The 25,749-nt window shown below is 70.5% G+C and carries 20 protein-coding genes and 5 pseudogenes; 8 read left to right on the top strand and 17 right to left on the bottom strand.

The annotated features are described in order from the left end of the window. Positions 1-16: 16 nt before the first annotated feature. On the bottom strand, positions 17-817 hold the full coding sequence (locus ACFY0T_RS02270) for a sigma 54 modulation/S30EA ribosomal C-terminal domain-containing protein (protein ID WP_388863953.1): 801 nt from the start codon (positions 815-817) through the stop codon (positions 17-19). Here ACFY0T_RS02270 and ftsH point away from each other — a divergent pair. The 3 genes and pseudogenes from ftsH (at position 816) to ACFY0T_RS02255 (ending at position 4,527) form a co-directional block, all read left to right on the top strand. Further along, on the top strand, positions 816-3,038 hold the full coding sequence (ftsH, locus tag ACFY0T_RS02265; protein WP_388863951.1) for an ATP-dependent zinc metalloprotease FtsH: 2,223 nt from the start codon (positions 816-818) through the stop codon (positions 3,036-3,038). The two genes, ACFY0T_RS02270 and ftsH, sit on opposite strands and share 2 nt — an antisense overlap. Before the next feature lie 36 nt (positions 3,039-3,074). Next, positions 3,075-3,605: an HPP family protein gene (locus tag ACFY0T_RS02260; RefSeq protein WP_388863949.1), complete on the top strand. Its 531-nt coding sequence runs from the start codon at positions 3,075-3,077 to the stop codon at positions 3,603-3,605. A gap of 205 nt (positions 3,606-3,810) precedes the next feature. Then, positions 3,811-4,527: pseudogene (locus ACFY0T_RS02255) on the top strand (HNH endonuclease). 60 nt (positions 4,528-4,587) lie between these two features. Here the strand turns inward: ACFY0T_RS02255 and ACFY0T_RS02250 are convergent. Further along, positions 4,588-5,286, bottom strand: a complete 699-nt coding sequence (locus ACFY0T_RS02250; RefSeq protein WP_388863947.1) for a TetR/AcrR family transcriptional regulator — start codon at positions 5,284-5,286, stop codon at positions 4,588-4,590. Between the two features lie 209 nt (positions 5,287-5,495). Between ACFY0T_RS02250 and ACFY0T_RS02245 the strand changes: the two genes are divergently transcribed. After that, entirely contained in the window at positions 5,496-6,197 is a 702-nt protein-coding gene (locus ACFY0T_RS02245; RefSeq protein WP_388863945.1) for an SDR family NAD(P)-dependent oxidoreductase, read from the top strand. A gap of 251 nt (positions 6,198-6,448) precedes the next feature. Here the strand turns inward: ACFY0T_RS02245 and ACFY0T_RS02240 are convergent, their stop codons facing one another. The 3 genes and pseudogenes from ACFY0T_RS02240 to ACFY0T_RS02230 all read right to left on the bottom strand — a co-directional run. After that, positions 6,449-7,207 carry an MFS transporter gene (locus tag ACFY0T_RS02240; RefSeq protein WP_388863943.1) on the bottom strand — a complete coding sequence of 253 codons (759 nt, stop codon included), beginning with the start codon at positions 7,205-7,207 and terminating at the stop codon, positions 6,449-6,451. 123 nt (positions 7,208-7,330) lie between these two features. Next, on the bottom strand, positions 7,331-7,966 hold the full coding sequence (locus tag ACFY0T_RS02235; RefSeq protein WP_388864210.1) for an MFS transporter: 636 nt from the start codon (positions 7,964-7,966) through the stop codon (positions 7,331-7,333). Between the two features lie 21 nt (positions 7,967-7,987). Next, positions 7,988-8,204: pseudogene (locus tag ACFY0T_RS02230) on the bottom strand (molybdopterin cofactor-binding domain-containing protein); the annotation flags it as partial. Between the two features lie 23 nt (positions 8,205-8,227). Between ACFY0T_RS02230 and ACFY0T_RS02225 the strand changes: the two are divergent. Then, positions 8,228-8,364, top strand: a pseudogene (locus ACFY0T_RS02225) (type 1 glutamine amidotransferase domain-containing protein); the annotation flags it as partial. Positions 8,365-8,448: 84 nt separating this feature from the next. After that, on the top strand, positions 8,449-9,093 hold the full coding sequence (locus ACFY0T_RS02220) for a protein-L-isoaspartate(D-aspartate) O-methyltransferase (RefSeq protein ID WP_388864208.1): 645 nt from the start codon (positions 8,449-8,451) through the stop codon (positions 9,091-9,093). 182 nt (positions 9,094-9,275) lie between these two features. On the opposite strand, the gene ACFY0T_RS02215 is transcribed toward ACFY0T_RS02220, so the two are convergent. Next, positions 9,276-9,428: a hypothetical protein gene (locus ACFY0T_RS02215; protein ID WP_388863941.1), complete on the bottom strand. Its 153-nt coding sequence runs from the start codon at positions 9,426-9,428 to the stop codon at positions 9,276-9,278. 183 nt (positions 9,429-9,611) lie between these two features. Between ACFY0T_RS02215 and ACFY0T_RS02210 the strand changes: the two genes are divergently transcribed. Then, complete coding sequence (locus ACFY0T_RS02210) at positions 9,612-10,940, top strand: phosphoribosyltransferase family protein (protein ID WP_388863939.1); 1,329 nt, start codon at positions 9,612-9,614, stop codon at positions 10,938-10,940. Positions 10,941-11,379: 439 nt separating this feature from the next. On the opposite strand, the gene ACFY0T_RS02205 is transcribed toward ACFY0T_RS02210, so the two are convergent. The 4 genes and pseudogenes from ACFY0T_RS02205 to ACFY0T_RS02190 all read right to left on the bottom strand — a co-directional run. Next, positions 11,380-12,264: a universal stress protein gene (locus ACFY0T_RS02205; RefSeq protein ID WP_388863937.1), complete on the bottom strand. Its 885-nt coding sequence runs from the start codon at positions 12,262-12,264 to the stop codon at positions 11,380-11,382. Between the two features lie 114 nt (positions 12,265-12,378). Continuing rightward, the gene (locus ACFY0T_RS02200; RefSeq protein ID WP_388863935.1) at positions 12,379-12,588 is read right to left on the bottom strand and encodes a hypothetical protein; all 210 of its coding nucleotides are present in this window, start codon (positions 12,586-12,588) and stop codon (positions 12,379-12,381) included. 1,112 nt (positions 12,589-13,700) lie between these two features. After that, the gene (locus ACFY0T_RS02195) at positions 13,701-14,132 is read right to left on the bottom strand and encodes a DUF2267 domain-containing protein (protein WP_388863933.1); all 432 of its coding nucleotides are present in this window, start codon (positions 14,130-14,132) and stop codon (positions 13,701-13,703) included. A gap of 403 nt (positions 14,133-14,535) precedes the next feature. After that, positions 14,536-14,742 (bottom strand): annotated as a pseudogene (locus tag ACFY0T_RS02190) (DUF1918 domain-containing protein); the annotation flags it as partial. 130 nt (positions 14,743-14,872) lie between these two features. Here ACFY0T_RS02190 and ACFY0T_RS02185 point away from each other — a divergent pair. Next, positions 14,873-15,289: pseudogene (locus ACFY0T_RS02185) on the top strand (DUF6233 domain-containing protein); the annotation flags it as partial. A gap of 479 nt (positions 15,290-15,768) precedes the next feature. Here ACFY0T_RS02185 and ACFY0T_RS02180 read toward each other — a convergent pair. The 7 genes from ACFY0T_RS02180 to ACFY0T_RS02150 all read right to left on the bottom strand — a co-directional run bounded on the left by ACFY0T_RS02180 (position 15,769) and on the right by ACFY0T_RS02150 (position 25,732). Then, entirely contained in the window at positions 15,769-16,062 is a 294-nt protein-coding gene (locus tag ACFY0T_RS02180) for a hypothetical protein (protein ID WP_388863931.1), read from the bottom strand. A gap of 1,196 nt (positions 16,063-17,258) precedes the next feature. Continuing rightward, positions 17,259-17,573 (bottom strand): hypothetical protein, encoded by a 315-nt coding sequence (locus ACFY0T_RS02175; RefSeq protein WP_388863929.1) that lies wholly within the window; start codon positions 17,571-17,573, stop codon positions 17,259-17,261. A gap of 302 nt (positions 17,574-17,875) precedes the next feature. Further along, on the bottom strand, positions 17,876-19,636 hold the full coding sequence (locus ACFY0T_RS02170) for a cellulase family glycosylhydrolase (protein WP_388863927.1): 1,761 nt from the start codon (positions 19,634-19,636) through the stop codon (positions 17,876-17,878). A gap of 102 nt (positions 19,637-19,738) precedes the next feature. Next, positions 19,739-21,250, bottom strand: coding sequence for a glycoside hydrolase family 43 protein (locus ACFY0T_RS02165; protein WP_388863925.1), 1,512 nt, complete (start codon positions 21,248-21,250; stop codon positions 19,739-19,741). A gap of 40 nt (positions 21,251-21,290) precedes the next feature. Then, positions 21,291-23,426 carry an alpha-galactosidase gene (locus ACFY0T_RS02160; RefSeq protein ID WP_388863924.1) on the bottom strand — a complete coding sequence of 712 codons (2,136 nt, stop codon included), beginning with the start codon at positions 23,424-23,426 and terminating at the stop codon, positions 21,291-21,293. A gap of 17 nt (positions 23,427-23,443) precedes the next feature. Then, a complete protein-coding gene (locus tag ACFY0T_RS02155) occupies positions 23,444-25,429 on the bottom strand; it encodes a beta-galactosidase (protein WP_388863922.1) in 1,986 nt (661 codons plus the stop codon). Between the two features lie 87 nt (positions 25,430-25,516). After that, positions 25,517-25,732 (bottom strand): LacI family DNA-binding transcriptional regulator, encoded by a 216-nt coding sequence (locus tag ACFY0T_RS02150; RefSeq protein ID WP_388863920.1) that lies wholly within the window; start codon positions 25,730-25,732, stop codon positions 25,517-25,519. Positions 25,733-25,749 lie beyond the last annotated feature (17 nt).

The raw sequence follows: 25,749 nt of genomic DNA, 5'->3' as shown, positions 1-25,749 counted from the left end.
GTGTGTTCGAGGGCTGCTACTCGGCCGGTGTGATCAGGCCGTAGTGGCCGTCGTAGCGGTGGTACAGCACGTTGCCGCGGCCGGTGCTGTCGTCGGCGAAGAACACGAAGGGAAATCCGGTGATGTCCAGCCGTTGTCTTGCTTCGGCCACGTTCATGCGGGGTGCCGGGAGCTCGCTGACCGTCAGTGGTACGGACACGTTGCCGGCCGGGCGCGGGTGGGGGTGCACCTGGGCCAGTCGGTAGCCGGTCGGCTCCGAGCGGTAGAGCACGCTGTCCTCGCCGGAGTCGACGTCGGTGAACAGATGGAAGCGGTAGTCCATCGACTCCAGCTCAAAGGCCGCTTCGTCCGGTGTCTCCCGGGCGAGGGAGAAGGACTTGTGGCGGACGACCTCCCGCTCCTCGGCCGGTCGCGGGTAGTAGTCGGGGCGGTGGGTGGGTTCATTGCCGTGCCGCCACTCGTGCGGGCTGGACATGGGCATCCGGCCCCGGCGGGCTTCCCAGTGCTCGGCCAGCCGGGCCAGCCGTTCCGCCAGCCGGTCCTGGAGCAGGTCCACGGCCTCGGTGGCGGACCGCGCGGCAACATGCGCACGGGCGGGTCGGCCATTGACGTCCAGGTTGGCCTGAGCGATCACCGGCCGCTCCACGGCCGGGTTCGCCATACGGTTCAGTCTCACCCGGGCGAACAGAACCGGTTCCCGCGTCTGGCCAAGGACGGCCCGCACCTTGTCCCGCGCGTACCCGGTCGCGTCCGGTGGCAGGTGCCCGTGCGTCTCCACCTGGACCTCGGGAGCCTGCTGGGGAGCAGATCGTTTCATGGCAACCTCCTCCAAGTATTACTTTCCAGACTTATGCACCACCGCCCGTACGCGGAAGATCGAAGGCCCTTGGTCCCGGTCCGCCGATTCCTCCGGTCGGGACCGGCACAGCGTCCCGAGGCGGGAACGGCCCCGCTCGGTGCTGCCAACGGCGCAAAAAGCGTCGATCCTGGTACTGGGACGCCCGCCCACGGTCCGCGCCTCTTCGCATTCCGGAACGGCCTCCGGGTCCGTTCTTCCTCAAGGGAGCCGTCCGTTGATCACGTCAGTCCGTCTGCCGGGGCGCCATGTGTCGCGCTCGGCCAAGCCGGGCCCTCCCCGTGAGCCGCCCAAGCCGCCGACGGCTTCACCGACGCATTCGTGGACACGCTGGCTGCTGACCCTCGCCACGTTGTTTGTGTTGCTCGTGGTAGTGATGCGAGCCCCTTCACACCAGGAGGGCGCGTCGCTGTCGTACAGCGACTTCGTCGGCAAGGTGAGTGGCGGTCAGGTCATGACGGTCGACATCAACGACAAGGGCGCCATCAAGGGGAGCCTCAAGGACGGTACGAAGTTCACCACGCGGATACCCACCGTCCTGGCCAACAGCCGCCTGGAACAGCAGTTGGAGTCCAAGAAGGTGGAGATCACCGCGTCCCGGAGCAGCAGCGGCAGCCCCCTTGGGACATTGCTGGTGCTGTTCCTGCCGCTGCTGGTCATCGTCGGCCTGTTCCTGTGGGCCCGCCGCCAGGCAGTACAGACGCTGAGCGGAGGGCTCAGCGCCATCGGACGGGCCCGCGCCAAGATCATCGAAGCGGAGCGACCGACCACCCGCTTCGAGGACGTGGCCGGCTACGAGGGCGTCAAGCAGGAGATCAGCGAGATCGTCGACTTTCTGCGCAGTCCCGAGCGCTATGCGGTCGCGGGGGCCAAAGGGCCACGTGGCGTGATCATGGTGGGACCGCCCGGCACCGGCAAGACCCTCATCGCCCGCGCGGTGGCCGGCGAGGCGGAGGTCCCGTTCCTGTCGGTGACCGGCTCGGCGTTCGTGGAGATGTTCGTCGGGGTGGGTGCCTCACGGGTGCGCGACCTCTTCGCGGAGGCGCGCAAACGGGCCCCCTCGATCATCTTCATCGACGAGATCGACGCCGTCGGCAGCCGCCGCGGCGGGGCTGCCCGGCTGGGCGGCAGCGACGAACGCGAGCAGACCCTCAACCAGCTCCTTGCCGAGATGGACGGCTTCGACCAGGCCAGCGGCATCGTGGTGCTGGCCGCGACCAACCGGCCCGAGACTCTCGACCCTGCTCTGCTGCGCCCGGGCCGCTTCGACCGGCATGTGACGGTGCCGCTGCCCAACCAAGCCGAGCGGGCGGCCATCCTGGCCGTCCACGGTCGCGGCAAGACCCTGGCTCCGGACGTCGACTGGGACACCGTCGCCCGGGCCACACCGGGCTTCTCCGGCGCCGACCTGGCCAACCTGGTCAACGAAGCGGCCATCAACGCCGTCCGGGCAGGGGGTGCCGTCATCGACGCCCAGGGCCTCGGCGACGCCCGCGACCGGCTGCTGCTCGGGCGGAGGGAATCCACCAACGCCCTGCTCCCTGAGGAACGGCACTCCGTCGCCGTCCACGAATCCGGACACGCACTCATGGCAGCCCTGTGCGAGCACGCCGACCCGGTCGCCAAGGTCACCATCCTCCCCTCGGGACCGGCGCTGGGTGCCACCGAGCAACTCCCCGAAGCCGAACGGCACTTGTACAGCGAGAGCTACCTGACCGACCTGCTGACCGTACGGCTCGGCGGTCGGGCCGCCGAACTCGTCGTCTTCGGCGAAGGCTCGACCGGCGCCGCCGACGACCTGGCCGGCGCCACCCAGATCGCCGCCCGCATGGTCCGCGAATTCGGCCTGTCCCCGGCCCTCGGTCCCGTCGGATACGGCTCCGGAGCCCCCCACTACCTAGGCGGCGAGAGCACCGAAGACACTCTGCGACGGCCCTACTCCGAGCAGACCCAACGCATCGTCGACAAGGAGACCGCCCGCCTGGTACGCCAGGCCGAGGAACGCGCCCTGGCTCTGCTGCGTGACCACCGCAAGGCGCTGGACACCCTGGCCGACCTGCTCACCGCCCGCGAGACCGTCGACGGGTCCGTGGTCCTCGACGTACTCCAGCAGCAACAACAGCAACAGCGGCCGGACGGCCACCACCCCACCGCGGCAGGGAAACCGACGCCCTCCCCGTGACGCGCGGCGACGCCCGCAAACAAGAAGGAGGCGACCATGGAACAGCAGCCGGGGGCGGTCCACGATGAGCAGGCGGTCCTGGCGCGGACGGTCGCTGCCGTGATGCACGCCGCTGTGGTCACGATCGCTGTCGACGAAAGCGTACTCGTGGCCTGGGAGTTGCTGGAGCGATCCGGCTCCCGTCACCTTCCGGTCGTGTGTCCGGACGGTCGCTGTGCCGGCCTGCTGGACAGGGCCGATGTGGCGGTCGCCTGTGCGGCACCGGCCGCCACGCTGTCCGGCCTGCGCGTGGGCGACCTCCTGCCCGGCCACAGGCCGGCGCTCATACACAGGGAGCAGACCGTACGCCACGCAGCCGACCTCATGAGCTACACCGAAGCCGACGCCCTGCCGGTGCTGGAGGAGGACGGGAGTCTCGCCGGGGTGCTCACCGCAGCCGACATAGTCGCGGCCCTCGTCGGCCGTCCGGAGCAAAGGGAACCCGTCGACACGCGGCCGCAGGCCCCGTCCACGGTGCTGCCCGGGCTCCCACCCCGGCGGGGCTACCGTGGAACGGCGGTGCCCTGACCGCCCACCGCTGAGCGATGTCCTCGGCGGCGTCCATGGCGGTGCTCAGTAGGATCCGCTCGCCTGCCTGCCGCATGAGGGCGATCCCGTGGTGGATGTTCTCCTCGGTCTTCTCCCCGAGCCCTTCGGGTCGCGCGGCTTCTCCGCCTTGATGGCGTCGGCCGGTGGGCCCACCGAGGAGATGTGCAGATCCTCGTAGAGTGTCATCGCCTTCTCGGGACAGCATCAACCGACCTGTGGGACATGCCGGTTGAGGGCATGTGCCCCGCGGCATGACGACCGGACGGAGCGGTCGCACCTCGACGTGCTCTCCAGGCCCCTCCAGCGCGCGAAGCCGTGGGCCCGAGGGCGTATGGGAAGTCAGGAGGGTCCGCGCAGCGGGAACCCGTTCCACCATCTGGTCAGCGACGGTGTGTGGCAAGCGCGTACCGACCGCGAGCACGGCAGTCCCAGGAGGGGGGTGCGAGATCTCCGGGAGACAGGTGCCACCGGCCGGCTCGCACCGGAACTCAGAACCGCTCTGCTGACCGCTTACGAGTACCGGTGCGCCTTCTGCTGCCACGACGGCAGGATCGGCACGGTTCCGGTCGGACTGGAAGCCGCACATGTGCGCTGGCGGGCGTTCGGAGGTCCGGGCGACGTCGACAACGGGTTGTGCCTGTGCTCGCTGCACCACAAGCTCTGCGACAAAGGCATCCTCGGGGTCGACGACGGCCACCGCATACTCGTCTCCCAGCGCTTCGTCGGCCACACCCCGCTGCCCGCGAGCAGGTCATCGCGCTCGCGGGCCGTCCGCTGGTCGGCCCGCAGCCGGGCGCACACCCTGTCGCGGCCGACCACCGCGCCTGGCCATACCAGCCAGGTCTTCCACGGCACACCACGTCCTGCCACTGCGGCAGTGCGTGCCGTCAGTGTCCGCTGATGCTGCGAGAGCGCGGAAACGACCACGCCCTGGCCAGACGCGATAGTCCCAGCCCCGAGGTCAGCTGCTCTTCCCCGGTTCCGACGCGGTGCTGCCCGCTGGGCTGGCGCGGAGCATGGCCTTGTAGAGGGCGTCGTGCTCGGGCGAGGCGGGCAGGGGGCCGCGGGCGGGGGCCTCGAAGGACTGGATCAGCAGGGCGACGACGCGGCGCCAGGCGTCGGGAGCGGCATCGCCGCAGGCGTTGACGACGCCGGCGTTGGCCATGTGGATCAGCACCAGGTCCGAGGGGTCGAAGTCCTCGCGCAGACGGCCTGTGGCCTTGGCGCGGTTGATGAGCTGCACCATGGCCTCGTACGCCTCGTTGCGGCGCTGCTCCAGGGCCTTGGCGGTGGGGAAGGTCGTGGTCAGGACGTCGGCGAAGCCGTAGTCGGCAGCCTGCATCGCGCAGGCGGCCTCGATGTAGCCGGTGAAACCGTGCCAGGGGTCCGGGTCGTCGAGGGCGACGGCGACCGCGTCGGCGTAGGCGTCCATGCGGTCGAGGAAGACGGCGGCGACCAGGTCCTCCTTGGTGGGGAAGTGGCGGAGGATGGTGGCGATCCCCACTCCTGCCTCGCGGGCCACGGAGGCCATGGAGGCGTTCAGGCCGTCGCGCCCGAGCACCGTGCGCCCGGCGGCGATGATCCGCGCCCGGTTGCGCTCGGCGTCGCTGCGCAGGGGCTGGGCGGCGGGGTTGTCGGTGGGCTGGGCGCCAGGGTTCATGCCAGCGAGTCTAGCAATCGGATTGCCCTATCCGTTTTTGGTGCTACGGTGGTCGCGTCGAACCGGATAGGGCTATCTGGTTCGGAATCGGATAGCTCTATCCGAATCGAGTGCCATCGAGGCGTCCGGTGCCTGCACCGGCGGCACGGAGCTCTCACCATCGCCCGACACACCGATTTCCCCCAACGAGGTTTTACGAAAGGATCGCTGTGACCAGCATCGCCATCGTCGGAGCCGGCCCTCAGATGGGCCTGGCCATCGCCCGTACCTTCGGCTCCCAGGGCTTCGACGTCGCCCTGATCTCCCGTAACCGTGAGAAGCTCGACGGTCTGGTCGGCAAGCTCGCTGCCGAGGGCATCACCGCCGCCGCGTTCCCCGCAGACGTGCTCGACCGCGACGCGCTCGCCCAGGCGCTCAAGGACGCCGCCACACGCTTCGGCGGGATCGACGTCCTGGAGTACTCCCCGGTGGGGACGTTCGGCATCACCACGCTGACCGCTCCGGCCGGGACCGAACCGTCTCATGTGGAGTTCGAGATGAACTTCCAGCTGTACGGGGCCATCGCCGCCACTAAGGCGGTGCTGCCCGCGATGCGTGAGGCCGGCGCGGGCACCCTGCTTTACACCACCGGCGCCGGCTCGATCTGGCCCGACCCGCGGGTCGCCAACGTCAACGCCGCCGCCGCGGCGCTGCGTAACTGGGCGATGAACCTGCACAAGGAGCTGGACGGCACCGGCATCCAGGCCGCCCACGTCGGCATCGACTCGTCGATCGGCGTCTCCGTCATCCCCGGCGTAGAGGCGGCCCAGCCCGAGCAGATCTCCCCCCTCTACTGGGAGCTGCACACCACCAAGCGCGACGAGGCCGAGCTCGTCTTCCGCCTCGAGGCCGAGGGCTTCCCCCGCGGCTGACACCGAACCGGCTCCCTCGCCAAACCCTGATCGCGCCGCGGCGCAGCACGCCGCGGCGCGATCAAAGCTGCTCAGTGCGGAGGCGAGCGTGGGCGCGGAACCGGCGAAGCGTACGACGAGCGCGCCGAGCACCGGAGTCGCCGCGAAGCCGGTCACCCCCATGAGCGTCACCAGGGCGACGGTCACCATTGGGCCGGTGGAGAAGAACACCAGCAGGAGGAGGATCGGCGTGGTCGTGGTTGCCGCCGTGATCAGTGTGGCAAGCGGTCGGTCGCGCCCAGGCATCCGCCGACCGTGGTGCCCAGCAGGGCGCCCAGGCCGTAGCCGACCAGGACCAAGGGCACGGCCTCAGCCGGAACGCCGGCCCGCTCGGTGAGCAGGGGTGAGATGTAGGTGTAGGTCGCCAGGACACCGCCCATGAGCAGGGCTATGGAGCTGAGCGTCAGCCAGACCCGGCGCTGCCGCAATGCGGCGAACTCCGCCCGGACGGAGGGCGGTTGCCGCCGCTGCTCGTCGGGGATGAACCGGCCGAGGACTGCCGCGGCGCAGGCCGACAGCGATGCCAGCACCCAGAACGGCCCTCGCCAGTCCGACACCTGCCCCAGCCACGAGCCCAGGGGCACTCCAACGACGTTGGCCACGGTGAGGCCCCCGAGCAGCAGGCCCAGGGCTTGTGACGCCGCCGTCGGTCCTGCCGCGGGCGTTGCCACGACCGCGGCGACGCACCAGAAGGCGCCTGTGGCCGGGGCGGTCACCACGCGGGCCGCGAGCACGACCGCGAAGGACGAGCTGAGAGCGGCGACCACATGGCCGAGGGCGAAGGCGACGAGCGCGAGGACCAGCGTGGAGCGCCGCGGCAGGTGCAGCGTCGCGATCGTCATCACCGGTCCGCCGACGATCATGCCTGCGGCGAACGCCGTGATCAGCAGGCCCGCTCGAGACACGCTGACGCCCAGACCGTCCGCGACCTCAGGCAGCAGACCTGCGACAACGAATTCGCTGTTGCCCATCAGAAACGTCCCGACAGCCAGCACCCACACGACAAAGGGCAGCTTGGCGGGGCCGGCTGTCTACCGAGAGGGATATTCGGTGCATGCTCTTTCCAGGGGGCGTGAGTCTGATTTCTCCCGCTGTCAGGTCCTTTGGGGCGGTGCGGGTTCGTCGCGTCGCGCGTGGGCGGGGGCGGTGCGCTGGGCCACGACCCGCGCCTTGTGGGGGGTGCCGCGGACGGCGATGGCGATCAGGGGGAACAGGGTGAGGGCGGCGGTGACGGTGCCGACCAGGGGCGGTCCGGTCAGGCCGAGGGAGGAGTTCAGGGCCGTACCGGCGATCGCCGATCCGGCGGCGATGCCGACGTTGTAGGCGGAGGTGCTCAGCGCGGAGGTGAGGGTGGGGGCGTCGCCGGCGAAGCGGACGGCGAGCGAGGTGACGACGGGGTTGACGGTGAATCCGGTCAGGGCCATCAGGAAGACGAGGGCGGTGGCCGTGACGGCGTTGGTGGACAGCGTGATCAGCAGGAGCAGGACCAGGGCGGTGGCCGCGGTGGCCGTGATGGTGGTGGCCATCGGGCGGCGGTCCCCCATACGCCCGCCGATGGCGGTGCCGCCCAGGGCGCCGACGCCGAAGGCGATCAGGACGAGCGGTACGGCACCCTCCGGGATGCCGGCGCGGTCGGTCAGCAGCGGGGTGATGTAGGTGTAGGTCGCCAGGACACCGCCCATGATCAGCATCGCTGCGGTGAGCGCCAGCCACAGCCGGGTCTGGCGCAGGGCACCGGCCTCGGCCCGGACGGCAGCCGTCGAGCACGGCGGAGCCGACGCTGGACATGGTCATCGAGCCGCCGTGCGGTGGAGTCGGCGGAAAGAGGGAGTCGCCGAGCCGGAAGGTGACCGTGCGCATGGTCAGCCCGAGTGCGTCGGCGGCGACCTGGGTCTGGGAGGTGTAGGTGCCGGGGCCCAGGTCGCTGGCGGCGGCCTCGACCAGGGCGGTGCCGTCGGCATCAGCGCGCTCATCCGGTGCCATGCTGGTCGGAGGACCTGCCCGACAACGCCGAGTCCGGACGTCTGCTCACCGAGGGGCTCGCCTTCGGCAAGCCCCTGGCGCTGGTGTGTCACGGCCCCGCGGCGCTACCCGCCACGGTCGCGGCCCCGACGGCACGTCCCCGTTCACTTGGCCGCCGCTCTGTTCGACCGCACCCTCTGAAGCCCGACGGCATACCCACCCTCCGGCCATCGCACGGAAAGCAGCGGACATGACCGAAGCCGCCCATCCACCCGAGGGTCTCGTGCGGGCCGTTCGAGCGGCCGGCATCAGCGACGAGCGCCTGCTCCAGGCCGTACGAGCGACACCCCGAGCGGCATTCGTCCCCACCGGCAACCAAACGCACGCCTACCGTGACGTGCCCATTGCGATCGGGCACGGACAGGTGACCACGCAGCCCTCGCTCTCAGCCATGATGATCGAGGGCCTTGACCTGGGCGGAGACGAGCACGTACTCGAGATCGGTACCGGTCTCGGCTTCCAGACCGCGCTACTCGCCCGGTTGGCCGCCGATGTCGTGACCATCGAGATGTGGCCGGACCTCGCCGATCAGGCACGGCGCAACCTCGCCCGGCAGGGCATTGAGAATATTGAGCTGCGCATCGGGGACGGCAGCGGCGGCGTGCCCGACCGCGCTCCGTACGACGCGGTCATCGTGTCCGCCGCGTTCCCGGAGGTTCCTGCGCCGCTGGCCGAGCAGCTGCGTTTCGGCGGCCGCCTCGTACAGCCCATCGGGCCGGGCGGCCGGGAGCAGGTCGTGGCCTTCCTGCGCACCGCGACGGGGCTGGAGCGCCGGCGGATTCTTACGCCGGCGCATTTCGTCCGCCTGCAAGGACGGTACGGCTTCTCCTCCTGAGCCCTGGGGACCGCGTCTGCCCTGGGGGCCGCGTCGGACTGTCGGCATTCCGGCGGACTCTGTGACACGAGGAGGGTCACGGTCAGCACGCCGCGGCCGGGGTTGCGTTCACGCCGACGCGACATTGGGAGGCGCGGCGACACGGCGGCGGTGTGCCGGTGCCGGCCGAGCGCCGGCCAACGTCAACTCCCGCCGGCCGCGATGGCGGCCCTCCACAGTTCCAAGGCGGCCCGGCCGTCGTCGTACCGCCGCGGCAGGCCGTCGAGGGCCTGGGTCACCGGGGCGGCTCGGAACGGCGGGATCGGCTCGCGGAGGCAGGTCACGCGGCCCGACATCGTGATCGCCTCCCGATTCCCCGAGTCTGCACGCCATCCTCACGCGGGTCGTTCCACCCGCATCCGAGGCGAGGCCGGAGCGCCTCTCGCAGCGGTGCGCATCCGCTCCGTGCAGGGGCGAGGATGGAGGTACGGGGCGCATGCGTCGCCCACCGTGTTCCTCCGGGATGAGGAGGTCGGATCGTGTTCTTCATGGATCGCCGTGATGCCGGCCGGCAGCTGGCCGCCCGGCTGGAGCACCTCAAGGGGGCTGAGGTGGTGGTGCTGGGCCTGCCCCGCGGAGGGGTGCCGGTCGCCGCGCGGGTCGCCGAGGCGCTCGGCGCGCCGCTCGATGTGTGCCTGGTGCGGAAGCTGGGCGTGCCGTTCCAGCCCGAGCTGGGGATGGGAGCAATCGGCGAGGGCGAGGTGCGCGTGATCAACGATGACGTGGTGCGCACAGCGCGTGTCACCCCGGATGAGCTGGCCCAGGTCGAGGCCCGTGAGCGGGAGGTGCTGGAGAGCCGTGCCCGGCGCTACCGCGGCGGGCGGGAATCGGTCGGGCTCCAGGGCCGCACGGTGCTGGTGGTCGACGACGGGGTGGCTACGGGGTCGACGGCGCGTGCGGCCTGCCAGATCGCCCGTGCCAGGGGAGCGGCACGGATTGTGCTGGCGGTCCCCGTGGCACCGCAGGACTGGACCGCTCGGCTGGGCGGGGACGCCGACGAACTGGTATGCGTGCATGCCCCACGGATCTTCTATGCGATCGGACAGTTCTACACGGACTTCTCCCAGACCGATGACGATGAGGTCATCGCCTGTCTGGACGAGGCCGCGGCCCGTCCGGTGAGCACCCGCCCGACTCCGTCGCGTCCTGCCGTGCCCGAGGACCGGGAGGTGGACGTGCAGGCCGGGGCGATGGTGCTGCGCGGGCAGTTGACGGTGCCCGAGGGCGCGGCCGGGGTCGTGGCGTTCGCGCACGGCAGCGGTAGCAGCCGGCACAGCCCGCGCAACCGGTTCGTCGCGGCCGGGCTGAACCGCGCCGGGCTGGGCACTCTCCTGTTCGACCTGCTCACCGAGGAGGAAGAGGCCGACCGGGCCAACGTGTTCGACACTGGGCTGCTGGCCCGGCGTCTGGCGGATGCCACCGGCTGGCTGCGCGGTCAGCCCGAGACCCAGGGGCTGGCTGTCGGGTACTTCGGTGCGAGCACCGGTGCGGCCGCCGCGTTGTGGGCGGCCGCCGAGCCGGGTGCGCGGATCGCCGCGGTCGTCTCGCGGGGCGGCAGGCCCGACCTGGCGGGGCCACGGCTGTCGGCGGTGACGGCGCCCACGTTGCTGATCGTCGGTGGCCATGACCCGTTGGTGCTCGACCTCAACCGCGAAGCACAAGCCCGGTTGCGCTGCGAGAACCGGCTCGCGGTCGTCCCCGGCGCGACCCACCTCTTCGAGGAATCCGGTGCCCTGGAGAAGGGCACCGATCTGGCCCGTGACTGGTTCACCGACCACATGGCGCCGGTTCCGCATGCGACGGCCTGAAAAAATCGACCGAGGGCGGTGTGTCGAGGTTCGAGGTGCGGTGCGACGGCCCGCTCGTGCCTCGGGAGGCGGGCGGCCGGGGCCGGTGCGGTCGGTGGGGCAGCGTCCGTCTCGGCGAGCTCGTTGACCAGGGCAGAGGTCGTGGCAGAGGTCGTCGTGTAACGGACGGACAGCCCCGCTTCAGCGATGCCGGTGCCCGCCCCGATCTCACCGCCGCGGTTCAACCTGTCAGAAACACGCCCGCGAGCGGGGGAGCCGTCCGGTACGAACTCACCGCACGCCGACAGCGCAGCGTGCGGCGCGCCTCCGTTTCGCCCCGGGAAACGTCCGCACCACGCGCCGACCGATCGGCATCCCGCCGCCTCTGGCGCGCCCGCGCCGGGACACGGCTGCCGTTTCGCGTTCCGGCGTGAGGAGCCTCCTTCCGCTGAACTGCGGGCTACTGGTGGTGCGCGTGCGGGACGGTGATGACCGGGCAGCGTGCGTGGTGCAGTACGCCCTGACTGACGGAGCCCAGCAGCATGCCGGTGAAGCCGCCGTGCCCTCGTGTGCCCACGACCAGGCCCAGGGCGTTTTCGGATGCCTTGGCAAGAACCTGTACCGGGTGGCCCTGCACCACCTCATGCTGCACGTCCACTTCCGGACGCGCGGCGGTACGTCCGGCAACCGTCTCCGACAGAAGCCGACGGCACTCCTGGACGGCCGCGTCCTCGTCCAGGACGCCGAGCCGCGGAGCGTGCCACACGTACAGGGCCCGCAGGACCGCGCCACACAGGGCGGCCTCCTCGACGGCGAAGTCGACGGCGGCGGCGGATTCAGGGCTGCCGTCGACCCCGACCACGAAGTACGGCGGCTGCTGGGTGATCTGCTCCGACTCCGGTACGGCCACCACGGGGCAGGGCGCGTGGGCGATGAGCGGCAGGGTGACGGCGGCGGAGGTGAAGAGCTCCTGGAGAGCACTCAGATGCCAGGAACCGAGCACTACCTGCGTGGCGTTCTGCGCCTGCTCACGCAGCACCCACGCCGGATGTCCCTCCGCCAGCAGACCGGAGACCCGCACCTGCGGATACTGGGCCTCGACGAAGGCCACGGCCTCCTTCAGCACGCGATCCCCCGTCGCGTGCAGCGCCTCGTTCCACTCCTCCCAGGACGGCCGCCCGCCCGTCGGCCGGTACCCGGGGGTCGGTACATTTTGTGCGAGGACCAGCAGCAGGGGCAGGTGCCGGCGGGCGGCCTCGCCGGCGGCCCACGCGAGCGCCGTGCGCCTGCCCGGATCGGGGTCGACGCCGACCACGATCGGTTTGCGTCCTTGTGCATGCTTCATCGCCGACTCCCCGTGCTCTGTTCGGGTGGCATGGCGGCATGTCGGCCTTGGTGCTGGCCGGTGCAGGTGCCGGCCACCGTGGCCGAATCCGTCTCTTCCGGCGCTACGGTGCGTCTACAGGCCCTGAGAGAGCAGGAGTTCGTGGGCGAGTCGTGCGCCGCGTGCCGCTTCCTCGGGCGGAACGTCCTTCGACGGGATGTCCTCCAGGCCACGGGCGAGTACCCGGACGGCCTCGGCCAGGGTCGCGACCTGTGCTTCCAGTCGGCTCAGCCGGGCTTCCGGTCCGGGCGTGGCTTCGGGTTCTTCGGATGGGTTCTGCGTCATGTCGGGCCTCCTTACGCGGCGGTGACGGGCGGGCCGTTTCTTGGCGGGGGCGATCAGGCCGTAGTGCGTCTGCCGCCATACCCGGGTGGGGCCCACGTTTGCTCTTCAAGTGAGCCCTCCTTGTGCCGGAAAGCTCGCGGCCGTTCGCGCAGGTGTCGGGTTTGCTTCGTTGTGCGGCACAGGCTCGCCCTGCCGGCTGGTCATCCGCGTGTGCTGACCTCCTCGGGGCGGCGGCGAGGTGTCGTTCGATGCCGGGTGCTCATCGTCGCTCAGCCCGTGCATGCGAGGGTGTCGGGTTTGCTGCGGCTGGAAGCCGCAGGAAGGGCACGCGCTCGCGGCCGGATGCCCGGGAAATCCGGGTTGCGCGGCGGGGGCACCACGGCGTGGACTTCAGGACCGTCCCGTGCGGTGAAGACCGCTGACCGGCTGCGGGGCAGGTACTCGGCCGGTGGCGCCGGGACCGGCCGCCTCGGGACCGAGTACGGGCCATTCAGCGGGGCGACGGCCACGACGCGGGGCAGAGAGGCCGACGTGCCCGCCACACCGGCGATCACGGCGCGCCCGGCACGTAGGGGCGGCTGCCAGGCGGTGTACAGCAGACCAAGGTGGGTCACCACGCCGTCGGAGGGTGGAAGGGCCGTTCCAGGAGCTGGCCAGGCCGGCGGTGTACGGGCAGAGTCATCGCGGTTCACCTCCGCGAAACGACGGCAATCGGGTCAATTTCCATGCTGCGCGCCTCCACCCCGCCCGGCGAATCGAACACCGAGCTGCTGTGGTCGCGGCGCTCTGCCACAACTCCCAGTCGCAGCGCGAAAGCAGCCACGCCTTTCGCGAGGACGCCGTGCGGTCCGTCCCCGCAGTCCGCATGGATCGTGGACTTTCGCGCGCCGTTGACTTCGTGCGCGGTCAACGGCCTGCGTCGGATGAGCGAGCGGCGCACGGCAGTTGCGATGCTGAGTGACCGTCAGGTCCCCGCACCCCACGGGGGCGTCACGTCTGTGCCGGCCGCGGACTCGGTACGGGAGCGACGTCCGTGCCCGATGCCAAGAAGTGATGTGGGGCGATCGGGCAGTTGACGCCGTGCCGGCACGTTCCCGAGCCCGTGGAACCGGTCAGGCAGTCGGCTGGAGGAGGAGCGCGCGGATGTCGTGCGGGAGCTGGTTGATCGCCGACTCCAGTTGCCCGGGGGAGACGTGCTCGCGTACGACGGCGGCGACCGCGGGGGCGATCTGGGGGACTTCTTCGGCGGTGACCTTGGCTTCCTGGACGAACCGGTTGACGTAGCCCTCGCGGTCGTACTTGACCGGTACGACGCTGGGGTCCCAGCCGTCGTAGTAGACGCCCCGCAGCAGCTCGGGGAGCTGGGCGGCGAAGTTGGCGGCCACATCGACGGTGAGCCGGTCGCGGAGCGTGTGCAGCCAGGTGCGCAGGACCCGGTGGGCGAGGTGACGGTCGTCGGTTCCCAGGGCTTCCGACACCGCTTTCAGCCAGATGTTCGCGGTATGGATGGCGTGCTCGAAGTCGGGCGGGTGTGTGGCGGGCATGGGTCTTCCTCTTCCGGTTTGTCCGTGGCTGCCCACGTGTCCGTGGCTGCCCACGCGCCGGGTCATAGTCGCGCTGTACGGGATGGCGCGCCTCCCCGCGGCGGTGGTCGGGATGGAGAGCAGTCAGCTCATTCAGAAGTGGTGGGTGTGCGGGCGGCGCCTGTCCGGTGGCGCGCCATATGCGCAACAGGGGGCGCACGCGGTGGCTTTTCTCTCCCTGCCGTATGGCCTCCATGCTATGGCGGACGGAACCGGTCGGCAGCCGCAGCACTGCACGGCAGCGCAGGCGCCACGTGCCGACGCCGCGCAGCGTGTTATTAGACGCCCATGGCCTCCAGCCTCCCGTGGGGGGTGCGGTGACGGTCGAACGGCTCCGCCCTGCGCGGCCCTGCACGGTGGCTCCGGGCCCGGGGAAGAAGACGGTCTCCCTATCGTCCTCGGTCCTGCGCACGACATACGGCGGTGTGTCGTCCGGATGCTCAAGGCGCACGATCTGACCCCGGCGGTGCTCCCCGCCCAGATGCAGGGACTCCACCACGATCCAGTCTCCGACGTGTGCGCGTAGGGGGTGTTCCCTCCGCCTGCGCCCGGCAGCGCTGCCTACCTTCACGGCGCAGGCAGGCGGGCAGCCATGGGGCGACCGGATTCGCCGTCGAACAGCGCCCCAGGGCCTGCGGCATGACCCGGACGTTGCCGCAAGGCCCCGGTGCGCTACACGTTGAGCGGTAGGCCCCGAGCCCGCGCGCGTCCACACCGACGACTGCCACAACGCCGGGATCACGCGCCCGGTTAGCGCCCAAGACGCTCGGGCTGCACTGCTCGATCCGTTGGTCGCGGCATGCGGGTTCTGCCGTCCGGACACGGAAACGGGCCTCGACCTCGACCGAGCGGCGAAAGGCCGGCCGACCGGCCGCGATCATGGCCCGCTTGAATCGGGCACTTGGCATAAATTCGGATACGTGGACGAGGCGCCCAGACGTATCGATCCCACGACGGACCGAGTGTCCGCCGCGCTCATGCTGGGCTGCTCCCCCGAGCAGATCGGCCCATGCTCCCGCTGTCAGGGGCTGACCTGCCGATACGGGCGGAACGCCCAGCTCGTGTGCCCCGCCTGCCGGGCGAGCGAGGAACGGGCCTCCGGGGACGCACCCGCTTGATCGGGCATCCGTCTCCTGGTCACTTCGCCGCGCCTTCGAGACCATCCCCTCTTCGCCGCGCTTCTTGGCCGCGGCCCGGTTCGGGCACTCGTGCACCTCGGTCTCAGAGCCCTCGCCGCGAGAAGCCGGCACCTTCACCCACTGGATGCTAAAAAATTTACCTAAATCCTATTGACTCGGGACATATCTTGCGGATGGTGGTTACTAGACCACAACACCGAAAGAGCCACAAAGTCGGTGAGGACGTCTAGTCGGCGGAGTGACTTGGACAGGATGTGGTTTAGGCCCCCGGCAAGCCGGCGCGATACCGAGGCAACAGTGACGACTGAAGCTTCAGGACACGTGCAGCACTACCGGGGACTGTTTTTGCCCTCGGAGCCTTCGCGCGCGGGCCTGACCGCGGTGCGAAGGCTTTGCCACGCCTAGGCTCCGCGGAACCGAAGAGCACCAAGCCTGTCCCCTGCGGCCGGATCGATCGGTCACTCTGCATCGATGTCGGGCTGGATCTCCACGGTGAAGGCCGCGTCCGCGGGGCCGTCGCCTTCCTCGCCCTTCCAGACGATCACGCGCACGTGCCTCTGCCCGGTGCCGCGCACCTCCCACTCGGTCACCAGATCGGTGACGACGAGGGCTGCGACGTACTCGGCAGCCTCCTTGGGGTCGTCGGTGATGATGGTCCCCCGCCACCGCTCAGGATGACCGCCGTAGGGGCGCCAGCCCTGCGAGCCGTGCGGCTCGTCGACCCGGTACACCCAGCCCTTCTCGGTGCCCATGGCACCGATCCTTCCACTCAAGGAGCACCACGCGCCGCAGCGGATCGACGCCCGCCGAGCGCGGGTCGACCGGCTACGACAACTGCCCCGACGGCATCGAGCTGGAGGACACGGGGGACTTCCTCGTGACGCGGGCAGATCGCTAGGGCTGGCCGCGACCGGGATGCGCGCCACGTGCTGTCGGATGCAGGGCGAGCAGAGCCGGAAGCCGAGGCGATGCGCGTCCGTCTCCAGCCGTTGTTGGAACGCCGACCGCGTCTCCTCGGGGGTCCCGGGTCGCCAGGGCGGGGTGGTGAAGATCTCGGCGTACGTCTTGGTGAGCTCGTCGGCGAAGGCGAGGATGTCGGGTCCGAAGTTCCGCAGGGGGAGCCAACCTGTCCGCTGGGCGTGAGTGTGCCGAGGAAGCGTACGTGGGGGCGGTCGTCGGGGCTGCTGCGGGCCGTGGATGCGGCGATGAGGCTCTCGGTGAGGATGCAGTGCGGGCTGCTCCTGGCGATCACCCTGCCCTGTTCGAGTACAAGGAGCTGGTCGCAGTACATGGCGGCCAGGTTCAGGTCGTGCAGAGCGATGATGCTGGTGAGGCGGAGCCGGTGATCAGGAGCAGCAGGGCGAGCTGGTCGGTGGGTTCGTCCGGCACCAGTTCCTGCGGCTGTTGGGCGAGGGCGCGGGCGATCGTTCCTGAGATGGGTCGCCGACTTCCGTCCGCGCTGCGGCTTCCGCGGACGGCTGAGCGCGGCCGAGGCCTGTCGGCATCGCAGGCCAGGCCCTTGATCGGTCGCCAGGAGCGTGACCTGGCCGTCGCGAGTCAAACCTCGTCTGTGGGGCGTCGCCGCGGCAGGGAGGCAGGGAGGCAGGGAGGCAGGAACCGGGGCCAGTCCCGGATCACCTGTTTATTCGTCAGGAAATTCAGCAACGGGTCAGTGTGAGTCCTCAAACACCTGGTGACAGCTGACCGAACATGCGAATCGTTGTAGTCTCCGGAGACCGCCCTTGACCTGCAATAAGCGGGCAGGGAGCAGACAAATCGGGAGTGTCTCCATGCTGCGCACCATGTTCAAGTCCAAGATCTAGCATCTGGACGTTTGTGCAGGTCAGGGCCCTGTTGGCGCACCTCGGGTCAGCAACCGGTCAGCATGTGTCGCAGCCGGGTCTCCGCTTGCTGACCGCCCGCCCGCTGCGCAGACGCGGGTGTCTGATCACTTGCGCTCGGAATGTTCGGCGCGTGGCCGAAAGCTCGCCCGCGGCATGGGGTCCTCCTTCAAGGACTGCGACTGCGCCAAGCCGACCCGTTGCCCGAACCCGTGCCCGACTCGGTTCAGGGTGCTCTCGGGGAGCAGCGTGAAGAAGAGGGCCGCGGTACACAGGACGATGCGATCGAGCGCCTCAGGCAGGTCTACGCGGAACAGGGAAGACAGCGCCATCGTTTGCCGAGCCCCGCCGAGAACTGGGTCAGCAAACGGCCGCGGCGTACGCAAAATGCGGCGGCCCTGAAGGCGGACGACATCACTCATGGCCGCGCTTGCCCACCGGGAGGCGCCTCGCCGCCGCCCCGGGACGATGCAGCGATCTGCACCCGGAACGCCCAAGACTGCAAAGGGGGACTGAGGCCACTTCAGAAATAGGAGGCGCGGATCAAGGCCGACAACGGCGGCGAGGAGGTGGCCGTCACTGAGCCCGTGCCGCCCGGCCTTGTCCTCCTGAGCATGTGCTGGGGCAGGTCCTCGATCCCGACGTGCGCCCCGGGCATTTCCTGGTCGTGCTCGGGCCGAAACGGAGCGGGCAGGGCCAGCACCAGGGCGAGGGGGGCCGGTCGTCAGGATGTTGTGCCGGTGACCGAGCCTGCGGACTTGGTGACGTGGTAGGTGACGGTGGCGCCGCTGTAGAAGTGGAAGATCAGCGTCGCCGGTTCGCCGTCGCGCAGCGCGTTCAGGAAGTCGGGGGTCAGGATGATCGTGCCGCCTGGGTAGTCCGGTGAGAAGGCCCTGTTGAACTCCTGGTAGGGAGTCCAGCTGGTCTGGCCGGCGTTACTGCCATCGGCGTACGTGGCATGCATGGTTGCCAGTACGTCACCCCGGTACTGGGTGGGAATGGTGAACGAGTCGGTCGTACCCGTGGCGTTCGACAGCACCGGAGTGTCGGACGTGGTCACGTCGATCGTCCAGGGCAGCCCGCAGGAGAACCGGGCCTGGAGCGTCGCGTTGACCCCGTACTGGCGATCGCCGGTCAGCCGGGTCAGTGCGCGCGCCGTGAGGGTGAGCTGGTTGTCGGTGACGGTGTAGTCCAGTCCCGGGTCAAGCGGTGTGCTGCCCTGCCACAGGCCGCGGAAGCTGGTGCCGTTGGGGTTCAGAGTGAGCGTCTTGGCCGTGATCGGGCTGGACTTCGGCACGAAGACCTTGTCGAAGGAGGCGGTTCCCGAGCGGGTGGTCCAGCTCGACTTGATCCAGGCGAACAGGGCGGGGTCGGTCCACTTCAGAGTCTCGCGGTTCAGGTAGGCGAAAGTTCCGGGGTCCCACAGGGCGGTGGTGACACCGGCGACGCGCGCCGCGTAGCCGATGTGCTCGAAGTACTTCAGCGCCTCACCGCGCTCCACGCGGTCGGGATGGTTGTGGTCCGGCCAGCCGAGCAGACCGTACTCGCCGAGGTACACCGGGATGTTCTTGGCGACGAACGTGTCGTGCATGCGGGCGAAGGCCTCGTTCAGGTCCTTCTGGGCGTTGTCGTCGTACAGGGTGCCGCCCGCGATGTTCACGCTGAACGGGTACCAGCTGTAGTAGTGCACGGTGGCGACCAGGTTGCTGTCGTGCAGCGCGCTGATCGTGGCGGACAGATCGTCCATGAGGGGCTGGGAGGGGGTGCAGCCCTGCGTGGGCAGCACGAGCAGGCGGCTTGTGTTACCACCGCCCGAGGAGCGGACGATCTTGTGGAAGGAGGTGTTCAGCTCGTTCATGAGCTGGGTCTTCTGCGCGTCCGTGGCGTTGTCGAAGCCCGGTTCGTTGACACTCTCGAAGAGCAGGGCGCGCGGCTCGTCGCGGAACGTCGAGGAGATCTGCGTCCAGCTGGCGTTGAAGCGGGCGAGTACGTTGTCGTGGTCGGCGGGCATCTTCGAGATCCACTGCCACGAGTCGTGGTGGACGTTGAGCACGACGTACAGGCCGTCGGCCAGCGCCCAGTCGACCATCTGCTTGACGCGGCTCATGAACGTGGCGTCGATGGTGTAGGGGGCGGTGGCGGACTGGTGGTCCGTCCAGGTCACCGGGATGCGGACGCTGCGGTAGCCCTGCGCGCGGATGGTGTCGAACAGGTCCTTGGTGACCTTCGGGTTGCCCCAGGACGTCTCGTCCGGAATCGCGTCCAGGGTGTTGCCCAGGTTCCAGCTGGGCTGCATCGCGGCGACGGCGTCCATGGCGCGGGCCGGAACGCTGACCGTGGAGCGTGTCTGCTGTGCCGTGCCGCCCGGCGCGGCGAGCGCGGTGCTGCCGGACAGTCCCAGGATGACGAGCAGCGCCATCAGCAGGCCGGTCAGGCGTCCGGGGCCGCGTCTGCGGTGGCGCGCGGGTTGCCGTATGTCCTTCACGTGTCATGCCTTTCGGTCGGTCGTGCCTTTCGGCCGACGGTTCGGGTTGGTTCCATCAGTGGTCGGAGAGGGCCCGGGTTCAGTGGTCGGGAGGAGGCGGGTTCAGTCGTCGAGGGGCTCGTAGTCGAACCAGTCGAAGTGGACGGTGCCTGCCGTGGCGTACATGCCGATGACCCGGCCGGTGAAGCCGCCGGCCACCTCCGTCGACAGGTAGCGGCCGTCGAGGGTCGCGAGCTCGGTGAACGTTCCGTCCGGGGCTTCGATGCCCAGAGAGACGACGTCGGGTCCGGTGCAGGGCCCGTGCGGTGACGGCGGGTCAGTGACGGTGACGGCAAGGACCACAGGCCCGGCGGGCACGGACTGGGCGGCCATGACCGTGCGCAGGGAGCCGACGCGCGCGATCACCCGCACATCCGTGCCGCACGCCTCGATCGCGTAGTGGTGCCGCTCGTCCAGCCGGACGGCCAGCCCGCCGCGTCCCTGAGAGGGGTCGACCAGGGTGCGCGCCCGGCACGAAAGATGCTGCTGGCGCCGACCGGTGAACACCACGTCGGACTCGTCCAGGGAGCCGCCCCGCGCGCGGAGCGTCAGCCATCCGGGGCGCTCCTTGGTGGTGCAGAGCTCGGCGGGGCGGTCCCGCACGGAGATCCAGGTCGGCCCGAGTTCGCTGAGCTCGAAGTCGTCGCGCCGTTCCTCGGCGGGGGCGGGGGTGAGCGGCCAGGGGGGCGCGGACAGGTCCAAGGTGACCTCGCCGACGACCGGCCAGTCGTCCTCCCAGGTCACGGGAGCGAGGAAGGTCTCCCGGCCGAGCACGTGCCAGCCGGGGGTGCCGCCGCGCGGCCGTACCCCGAGCAGGACCATCCACCACGAGCCGTCAGGGCCCTGGACCAGGTCCGCGTGGCCGGTGTTCTGCACGGGGTGGTCGGTGCCGCGGTGGGTGAGGATCGGGTTGGCCGGGCAGGGCTCGAACGGGCCGCTGGGCGTACGGCCGCGGGCGATCGACACGCCGTGGCCGCGCTCGGTACCGCCCTCGGCGATGAGCAGGTACCAGTAGTCGCCGATCCGGTACAGGTGCGGCGCCTCCGGAGCCTTGACGCCGGGTCCGCCGGACCAGAGCTTGTGCGGTGTGCCGTACGTCTGTCCGGTGGACGGGTCGATACGGACCTGCGACACCCCGGCGACCGTGCACCAGCACGTGCCGTCCTCGTCCCAGGCCAGGTCGGGATCGATGCCGGGCACGCCTGGTGCCGGGATCGGATCCGACCACGGTCCGGCCGGGTCGGTCGCCGTGACGATCAGGTTGCCGCCGCCCTCGCTGCAGTTGGTGACGATCAGCCAGAAGCGTCCGTCGTGATGGCGCAGGGTGGGGGCGTAGATGCCGCCCGAGGACGGCATGGAGGCCGGCAGGCGCAACTGCTCCGGCCGGTCAAGGACGTTGCCGATCTGCCGCCAGTGCACCAGGTCACGGCTGTGGAAGAGGGGTACGCCGGGGAAGTACTCGAAGCTGGAGCAGGCGAGGTAGTAGTCGTCGCCGACACGGCAGATGCTCGGGTCGGGGTGGAACCCGGGGAGCACGGGGTTGGTGGCGCGGGCGGGCGGGTTCTGAGCGGGCACCCTCGGTCGTCCTTTCGTCGGGTGGGGGCAGGGTCGGCGCTCAGGGAGCGTCCGGTTCCGTGCGGGTGATGCGGAGCAGCGCCGCGGACGGCGCGGTGGGCAGGGTCACGGTGAGGTCGGCGGCGTCGGGGTTCCAGACGGCAACGGCCTGACGTGCGGCGGGGTACAGCACCTCGACACAGGCCGCGCCGCCCGCCAGTTCAGCCAGCCGGAGGGTGCTGGTGGCCTCGCCGCCCGGGCGGCGCCAGACGGTGAGGTGCGTGGTGGCGGGGGTGTGCAGGGCGAGAGCGATCCAGGGGTCGTCCCAGCCGGGCAGCCCGAGTGGCCAGGACGGCACCGCCCGGGGCAGGTCGGCGCGGACGGCCTTGTACACGGCGACCGCCTCGTGGACCAGGGCGCGGGCCTCGGGTCCCAACTCCGGCAGGTGGCCGGAGAGGTGGATGCGGCCGAGGAGGCCGCTCGCCATGGTGAAGACGACCTCGTCGAGGGAGTCCTCCGGCTGTGGATAGGCCCACACGGCACCCTGTTCGGGGGTGACGGCGGTGGGTGCGGAGGCCGCGATGGGCGCGTAGAGGTGCAGGTTCTGCTGGTCGCTGGTGGACTGCAGTTGCAGCCGCGACAGCAGGGCGTGGTCCCAGCGCATGCCGCCCGAGGCACAGTTCTCCACCACCAGGTGCGGATGGCGGTCCAGGATGCCGTCGAGCCAGTCCAGGTGGGCCTGGTTGTGGCCGAGCAGTCCGGCGCCAGGGGTCTCGCCGGGGTGGGCGCTGGTGCCGGAGCCGGGGTCGATGTTGTGGTCGAGCTTGAGGTAGCCGACGCCCCACTCGCCGACCAGGCGGTCCACGACCTGGTCCAGGTGGGCGCGGGCGGCCGGGTGGCGCAGGTCCAGGTGATGCCGCCCGGACTCCATGACGCGGACGCCGTCGCGGCGGAAGAACGCCTCGTCGGGCAGGGACCCGGCCACGGGGCTGCGTACTCCGATCACCTCCGGCTCCAGCCACAGACCGGGCACCATGCCGCGCTCCCGGATGCGGTCCAGCACCTCGTGGATGCCCTTCTCCCCGGGGAAGCGTGAGGCGGCCGGCTCCCAGGCGCCGACGGTGGTCCACCAGCCGTCACCGCCGTCGTCGTACCAGCCCGCGTCGATGACGAAGTACTCGGCGCCGGCCTCGGCCGCCGCGTCGATCAGCGGCAGCAGCTTTTCGGTGGTGGGGTCTCCCATCAGGCAGTTCATGTAGTCGTTGAAGATGACGGGCAGACCCTGGTGGTCGGGATGCGGGCGGCGGTGGGCGCGTCGGTAGCGGGTCAGCGCGGCGAACGCGGCGTCGGGGCCGCCGTCGGCGCTGAAGGACAGGGCCACGGGTACGGTGCGGAAGGCGGCGCCCGGTTCCAGCGGCTGCCGCCAGCCGTGGTGGGAGTCGGTGGGCCCGAACAGTGCCAGGTAGGCCGCCTTGTCGCGCTCGGCGCACTCCCAGCGCCAGCCCCCGCCGTTGTGCTCGATCTGCCACACCCAGGTGCGGCCGGTGCACCGGTCCGTCAGGCCGCCCATGGGCAGGCGCCCGCAGCTGGACCAGGTGCCCTGTCCGGTCAGGGCGAAGCCCGAACGGCCGTTCGCGTGACTCACGCGTCCTGCGTGGTCCGGTGTGGTCAGCCGCAACGGCCGGCGCTGCCAGCGGCATTCGGCGAGCCAGTCGTTCTCCGCCCACAGCAGATCGGCGGCGTCCATGTCCGCCGGGTCCGACGTGGTGAGGCACCCCATCGCGAACGAGCTGACCGACTCCAGGTGGAGCGTGTCCTGCCCTTCGTTGCGCAGGGTCACCTCGCTGCGCAGCACGGGTATGCCGTCCGGCGACCGGTAGGTCACCTCCGCGACCAGACCGGTGTCCGGGTCGTGCAGTTGGACGGTGAGGGTGTGCCAGTCACCGTCGCGGGCCGCGCGGTGGGTCCGATGGCGCAGCCGCCCGCCGAGAGCCGTCTGGACCAGGCGGCTGCCCGACCAGTCGCGCCCGTGACCCGTGGCCGTCACCTCCACCAGAGGCAGGGACCCACGGGGGCCGTTGCCCGCCTCGCCCGGCAGTCCGAGGTGCGTCAGGCGGGCGCCGCCGTCGTCGCCGAGGACGAACTCGAGGTGCAGGGCATCGTGACCCCAGCGGAAGCTCCGCTGTTCCGTTTCCATGGTGGCCTTTTCCAAGGTCAGTGGCCGCGCAGGACCGCGCAGGCGCCGGGCGGCAGTTCGTGGGCCGTTGTGCTGGTGAGCAGGTCGTGGGCGGGATCCGGCAGGGGCACGGCGTCCTCGGTGTGGTTGATCAGGACGTGCCAGCGGCGGCCGTCGGCCGCGTGCCGGGTGACGGCTTCGACACCGGCCGGCAGGCCCGGCAGCTCCGGCTCGACGCCGGCTTCCTTCAGGAGCCGTCCGACCAGCGCGCCGTAGTCGGCGTCCTCCAGGCGGGTGGAGAGATACCAGCCCTGTCCGGTGCCGAAGCCGTGCCGGGTGAGTGCCGGGCTGTCCGTGAGCATGCCGTGGGTGTAGGCGGCGAGCGTTTCGGCGCCTTCGGCGCGCAGGGACTCGCTCCAGACGGTGCCGTGCGAGCCGTCCGACAGAGTGATCCGCTGGCCCGTCCGCAGCGGCCGGTGCTCCTCGACGCGGATGCCCAGCGCCTCGCGCAGCGGTGCGGCCGGGTAGCCGCCGAGCCGGGCGTGCATGCGGTCGTCGACGTAGCCGGTGGCGTGCTGGACGAGGAGTGTCCCCCCGCCCTCGACGTAACGGCGCAGGTTCTCCGCACCCTTGTCGGACAGCAGGAACAGGGAGGGGGCGATGACCAGCCGGTAGCGGCTCAGATCGTGATCGGGGTGGGCGAAGTCCGCCGTGACGCCCGCGTCCCACAGCGCGCGGTGCGCCCCGGCGAGCGGCGCGTGGTAGTCGAGGCGGGAGGAGGGCAGGCCGTCCACCTCCAGTGCCCACATGGCGTCCGGGTCGTCGAGCACGGCCACCTGCGCGGTGACCGTCGATCCCGCCAGCTCCCCGAGCGCGGCGACCGCCTCGCCGGTCTGCGTGACCTCGCGGAAGATTCGGCTGTCGGGGCCCGCGTGCGGGAGCATCGCCGAGTGCCAGGTCTCGGCGCCGGCCTGGGACTGCCGCCACTGGAAGAACAGGGCGCCCTCCGAGCCGCGCGCGATGTGGCCGAGGCTGTGGCGCAGTACGTCCCCCGGCTCCTTGCCGATCACCTGATCGCCGTCGTAGACCGTGCTGGTGCCCTGCTCCATCAGCAGCCACGGGCGGCCGCCGGCCAGGGAGCGGGAGCGGTCGGCGTAGTAGGCCACATGTGCGGCGCCGTCGAGGCCGTTCGCGTTCGGGTACTGGTCGGAGCTGACGACGTCGAGTTCGCGGGCGAACGCCCACACGTTCAGCCGCAGGTCGTAGGGCAGCATCAGGTTCGTCGTCACCGGGCGGTCGCTGTGCTTGCGGATCGCGTCGCGCTGCTCGCAGTAGGCGGCGATGATCTCGTCGGCCCAGAAGCGGTGGAAGTCCACCGTCTGGCCGGGGTTCTTGTGGTATTGCGTCGCGCGCGGGGGCAGCACCTGCTCCCAGGAGGTGTAGCGCTGGCTCCAGAAGGCCGTGCCCCACGCTTCGTTGAGGGCGTCCAGCGAGCCGTGCCGGGCGCGCAGCCACACCCGGAACGCGGCCGCCGCATGGTCGCACCAGCAGAGCGTGCCGTACTCGTTGTGCACGTGCCACAGCGCGACGGCGGGGTGGTCGCCGTACCGCTCGGCCAGTGCGGAGGCGATCCGGCGGGCCGCGCTGCGGTAGGCGGGCGAGGCGAGGCAGTAGGTGTCGCGACTGCCGTGCACGAGACGGGTGCCGTCGGCCCTGACCGCCAGCGCCTCGGGGTGGGCGAGGGTGAACCAGGGCGGCGGGGAGGCCGTCGGGGTGGCGAGGTCGACGGCCACACCGTTCGCGTGCAGGCGTTCGATGTGGGCGTCGAGCCAGGAGAAGTCGTAGCGTCCCTGCTCCGGTTCGAGCAGGGCCCAGGAGAAGACTCCGAGGGTGGCCAGGTTGACCCTGGCCCGGCGCATGAGTTCGTCGTCCTCCTTCCAGACCGGCTCGTCCCACTGCTCGGGGTTGTAGTCGCCGCCGAAGGCGAGGCCGCCCAGACGGTCGGTGATGCTGTGTGCTGTCATGACGGTTCCTCGGGTGTGGAGAGTCGTCGGGCGCTCTGACGTGTCGTCAGCGTCCATGTGGCAAGCGCCTGTTCGTCAGTCGGCCGCTCACCGCGCAGGGCACGAAGCCGGCCGTCCAGCCCGACGTCCATGAGGATCACGCCGTCGGCCGGGGCGCCGGCGGCGACACATCGCCCTCCCTCGGGGCCCCTCGTCGTTGGGGTGGAGGTCGAGTTCCGCCACGGAACGCATGCTGCTGAGAACGTGGCTGACCGTGCTGGGCGAGACACCCGCGTGTCTCGCCGCGTCGGCGATGGTCAACATGATCGTGCGGCAACGTC

This window comes from Streptomyces sp. NPDC001530 (genome assembly GCF_042894545.1).
Lineage (GTDB): Bacteria > Actinomycetota > Actinomycetes > Streptomycetales > Streptomycetaceae > Streptomyces.
The sequence above is the reverse complement of the archived record's forward strand: the minus strand, read 5'-3'. Positions and strand labels throughout refer to the sequence as shown.

What these genes read in the sequence shown, in the direction of transcription:
- ftsH (WP_388863951.1), top strand. Translation starts at nt 816, where the DNA reads ATGGCAACCTCCTCCAAGTATTACTTTCCAGACTTATGCACCACCGCC.
- ACFY0T_RS02270 (WP_388863953.1), bottom strand. Translation starts at nt 817, where the DNA reads ATGAAACGATCTGCTCCCCAGCAGGCTCCCGAGGTCCAGGTGGAGACG.
- ACFY0T_RS02260 (WP_388863949.1), top strand. Translation starts at nt 3,075, where the DNA reads ATGGAACAGCAGCCGGGGGCGGTCCACGATGAGCAGGCGGTCCTGGCG.
- ACFY0T_RS02250 (WP_388863947.1), bottom strand. Translation starts at nt 5,286, where the DNA reads ATGAACCCTGGCGCCCAGCCCACCGACAACCCCGCCGCCCAGCCCCTG.
- ACFY0T_RS02240 (WP_388863943.1), bottom strand. Translation starts at nt 7,207, where the DNA reads ATGGGCAACAGCGAATTCGTTGTCGCAGGTCTGCTGCCTGAGGTCGCG.
- ACFY0T_RS02220 (WP_388864208.1), top strand. Translation starts at nt 8,449, where the DNA reads ATGACCGAAGCCGCCCATCCACCCGAGGGTCTCGTGCGGGCCGTTCGA.
- ACFY0T_RS02215 (WP_388863941.1), bottom strand. Translation starts at nt 9,428, where the DNA reads ATGTCGGGCCGCGTGACCTGCCTCCGCGAGCCGATCCCGCCGTTCCGA.
- ACFY0T_RS02205 (WP_388863937.1), bottom strand. Translation starts at nt 12,264, where the DNA reads ATGAAGCATGCACAAGGACGCAAACCGATCGTGGTCGGCGTCGACCCC.
- ACFY0T_RS02200 (WP_388863935.1), bottom strand. Translation starts at nt 12,588, where the DNA reads ATGACGCAGAACCCATCCGAAGAACCCGAAGCCACGCCCGGACCGGAA.
- ACFY0T_RS02195 (WP_388863933.1), bottom strand. Translation starts at nt 14,132, where the DNA reads ATGCCCGCCACACACCCGCCCGACTTCGAGCACGCCATCCATACCGCG.
- ACFY0T_RS02180 (WP_388863931.1), bottom strand. Translation starts at nt 16,062, where the DNA reads ATGGGCACCGAGAAGGGCTGGGTGTACCGGGTCGACGAGCCGCACGGC.
- ACFY0T_RS02175 (WP_388863929.1), bottom strand. Translation starts at nt 17,573, where the DNA reads ATGAGTGATGTCGTCCGCCTTCAGGGCCGCCGCATTTTGCGTACGCCG.
- ACFY0T_RS02160 (WP_388863924.1), bottom strand. Translation starts at nt 23,426, where the DNA reads ATGGAAACGGAACAGCGGAGCTTCCGCTGGGGTCACGATGCCCTGCAC.
- ACFY0T_RS02155 (WP_388863922.1), bottom strand. Translation starts at nt 25,429, where the DNA reads ATGACAGCACACAGCATCACCGACCGTCTGGGCGGCCTCGCCTTCGGC.
- ACFY0T_RS02150 (WP_388863920.1), bottom strand. Translation starts at nt 25,732, where the DNA reads ATGTTGACCATCGCCGACGCGGCGAGACACGCGGGTGTCTCGCCCAGC.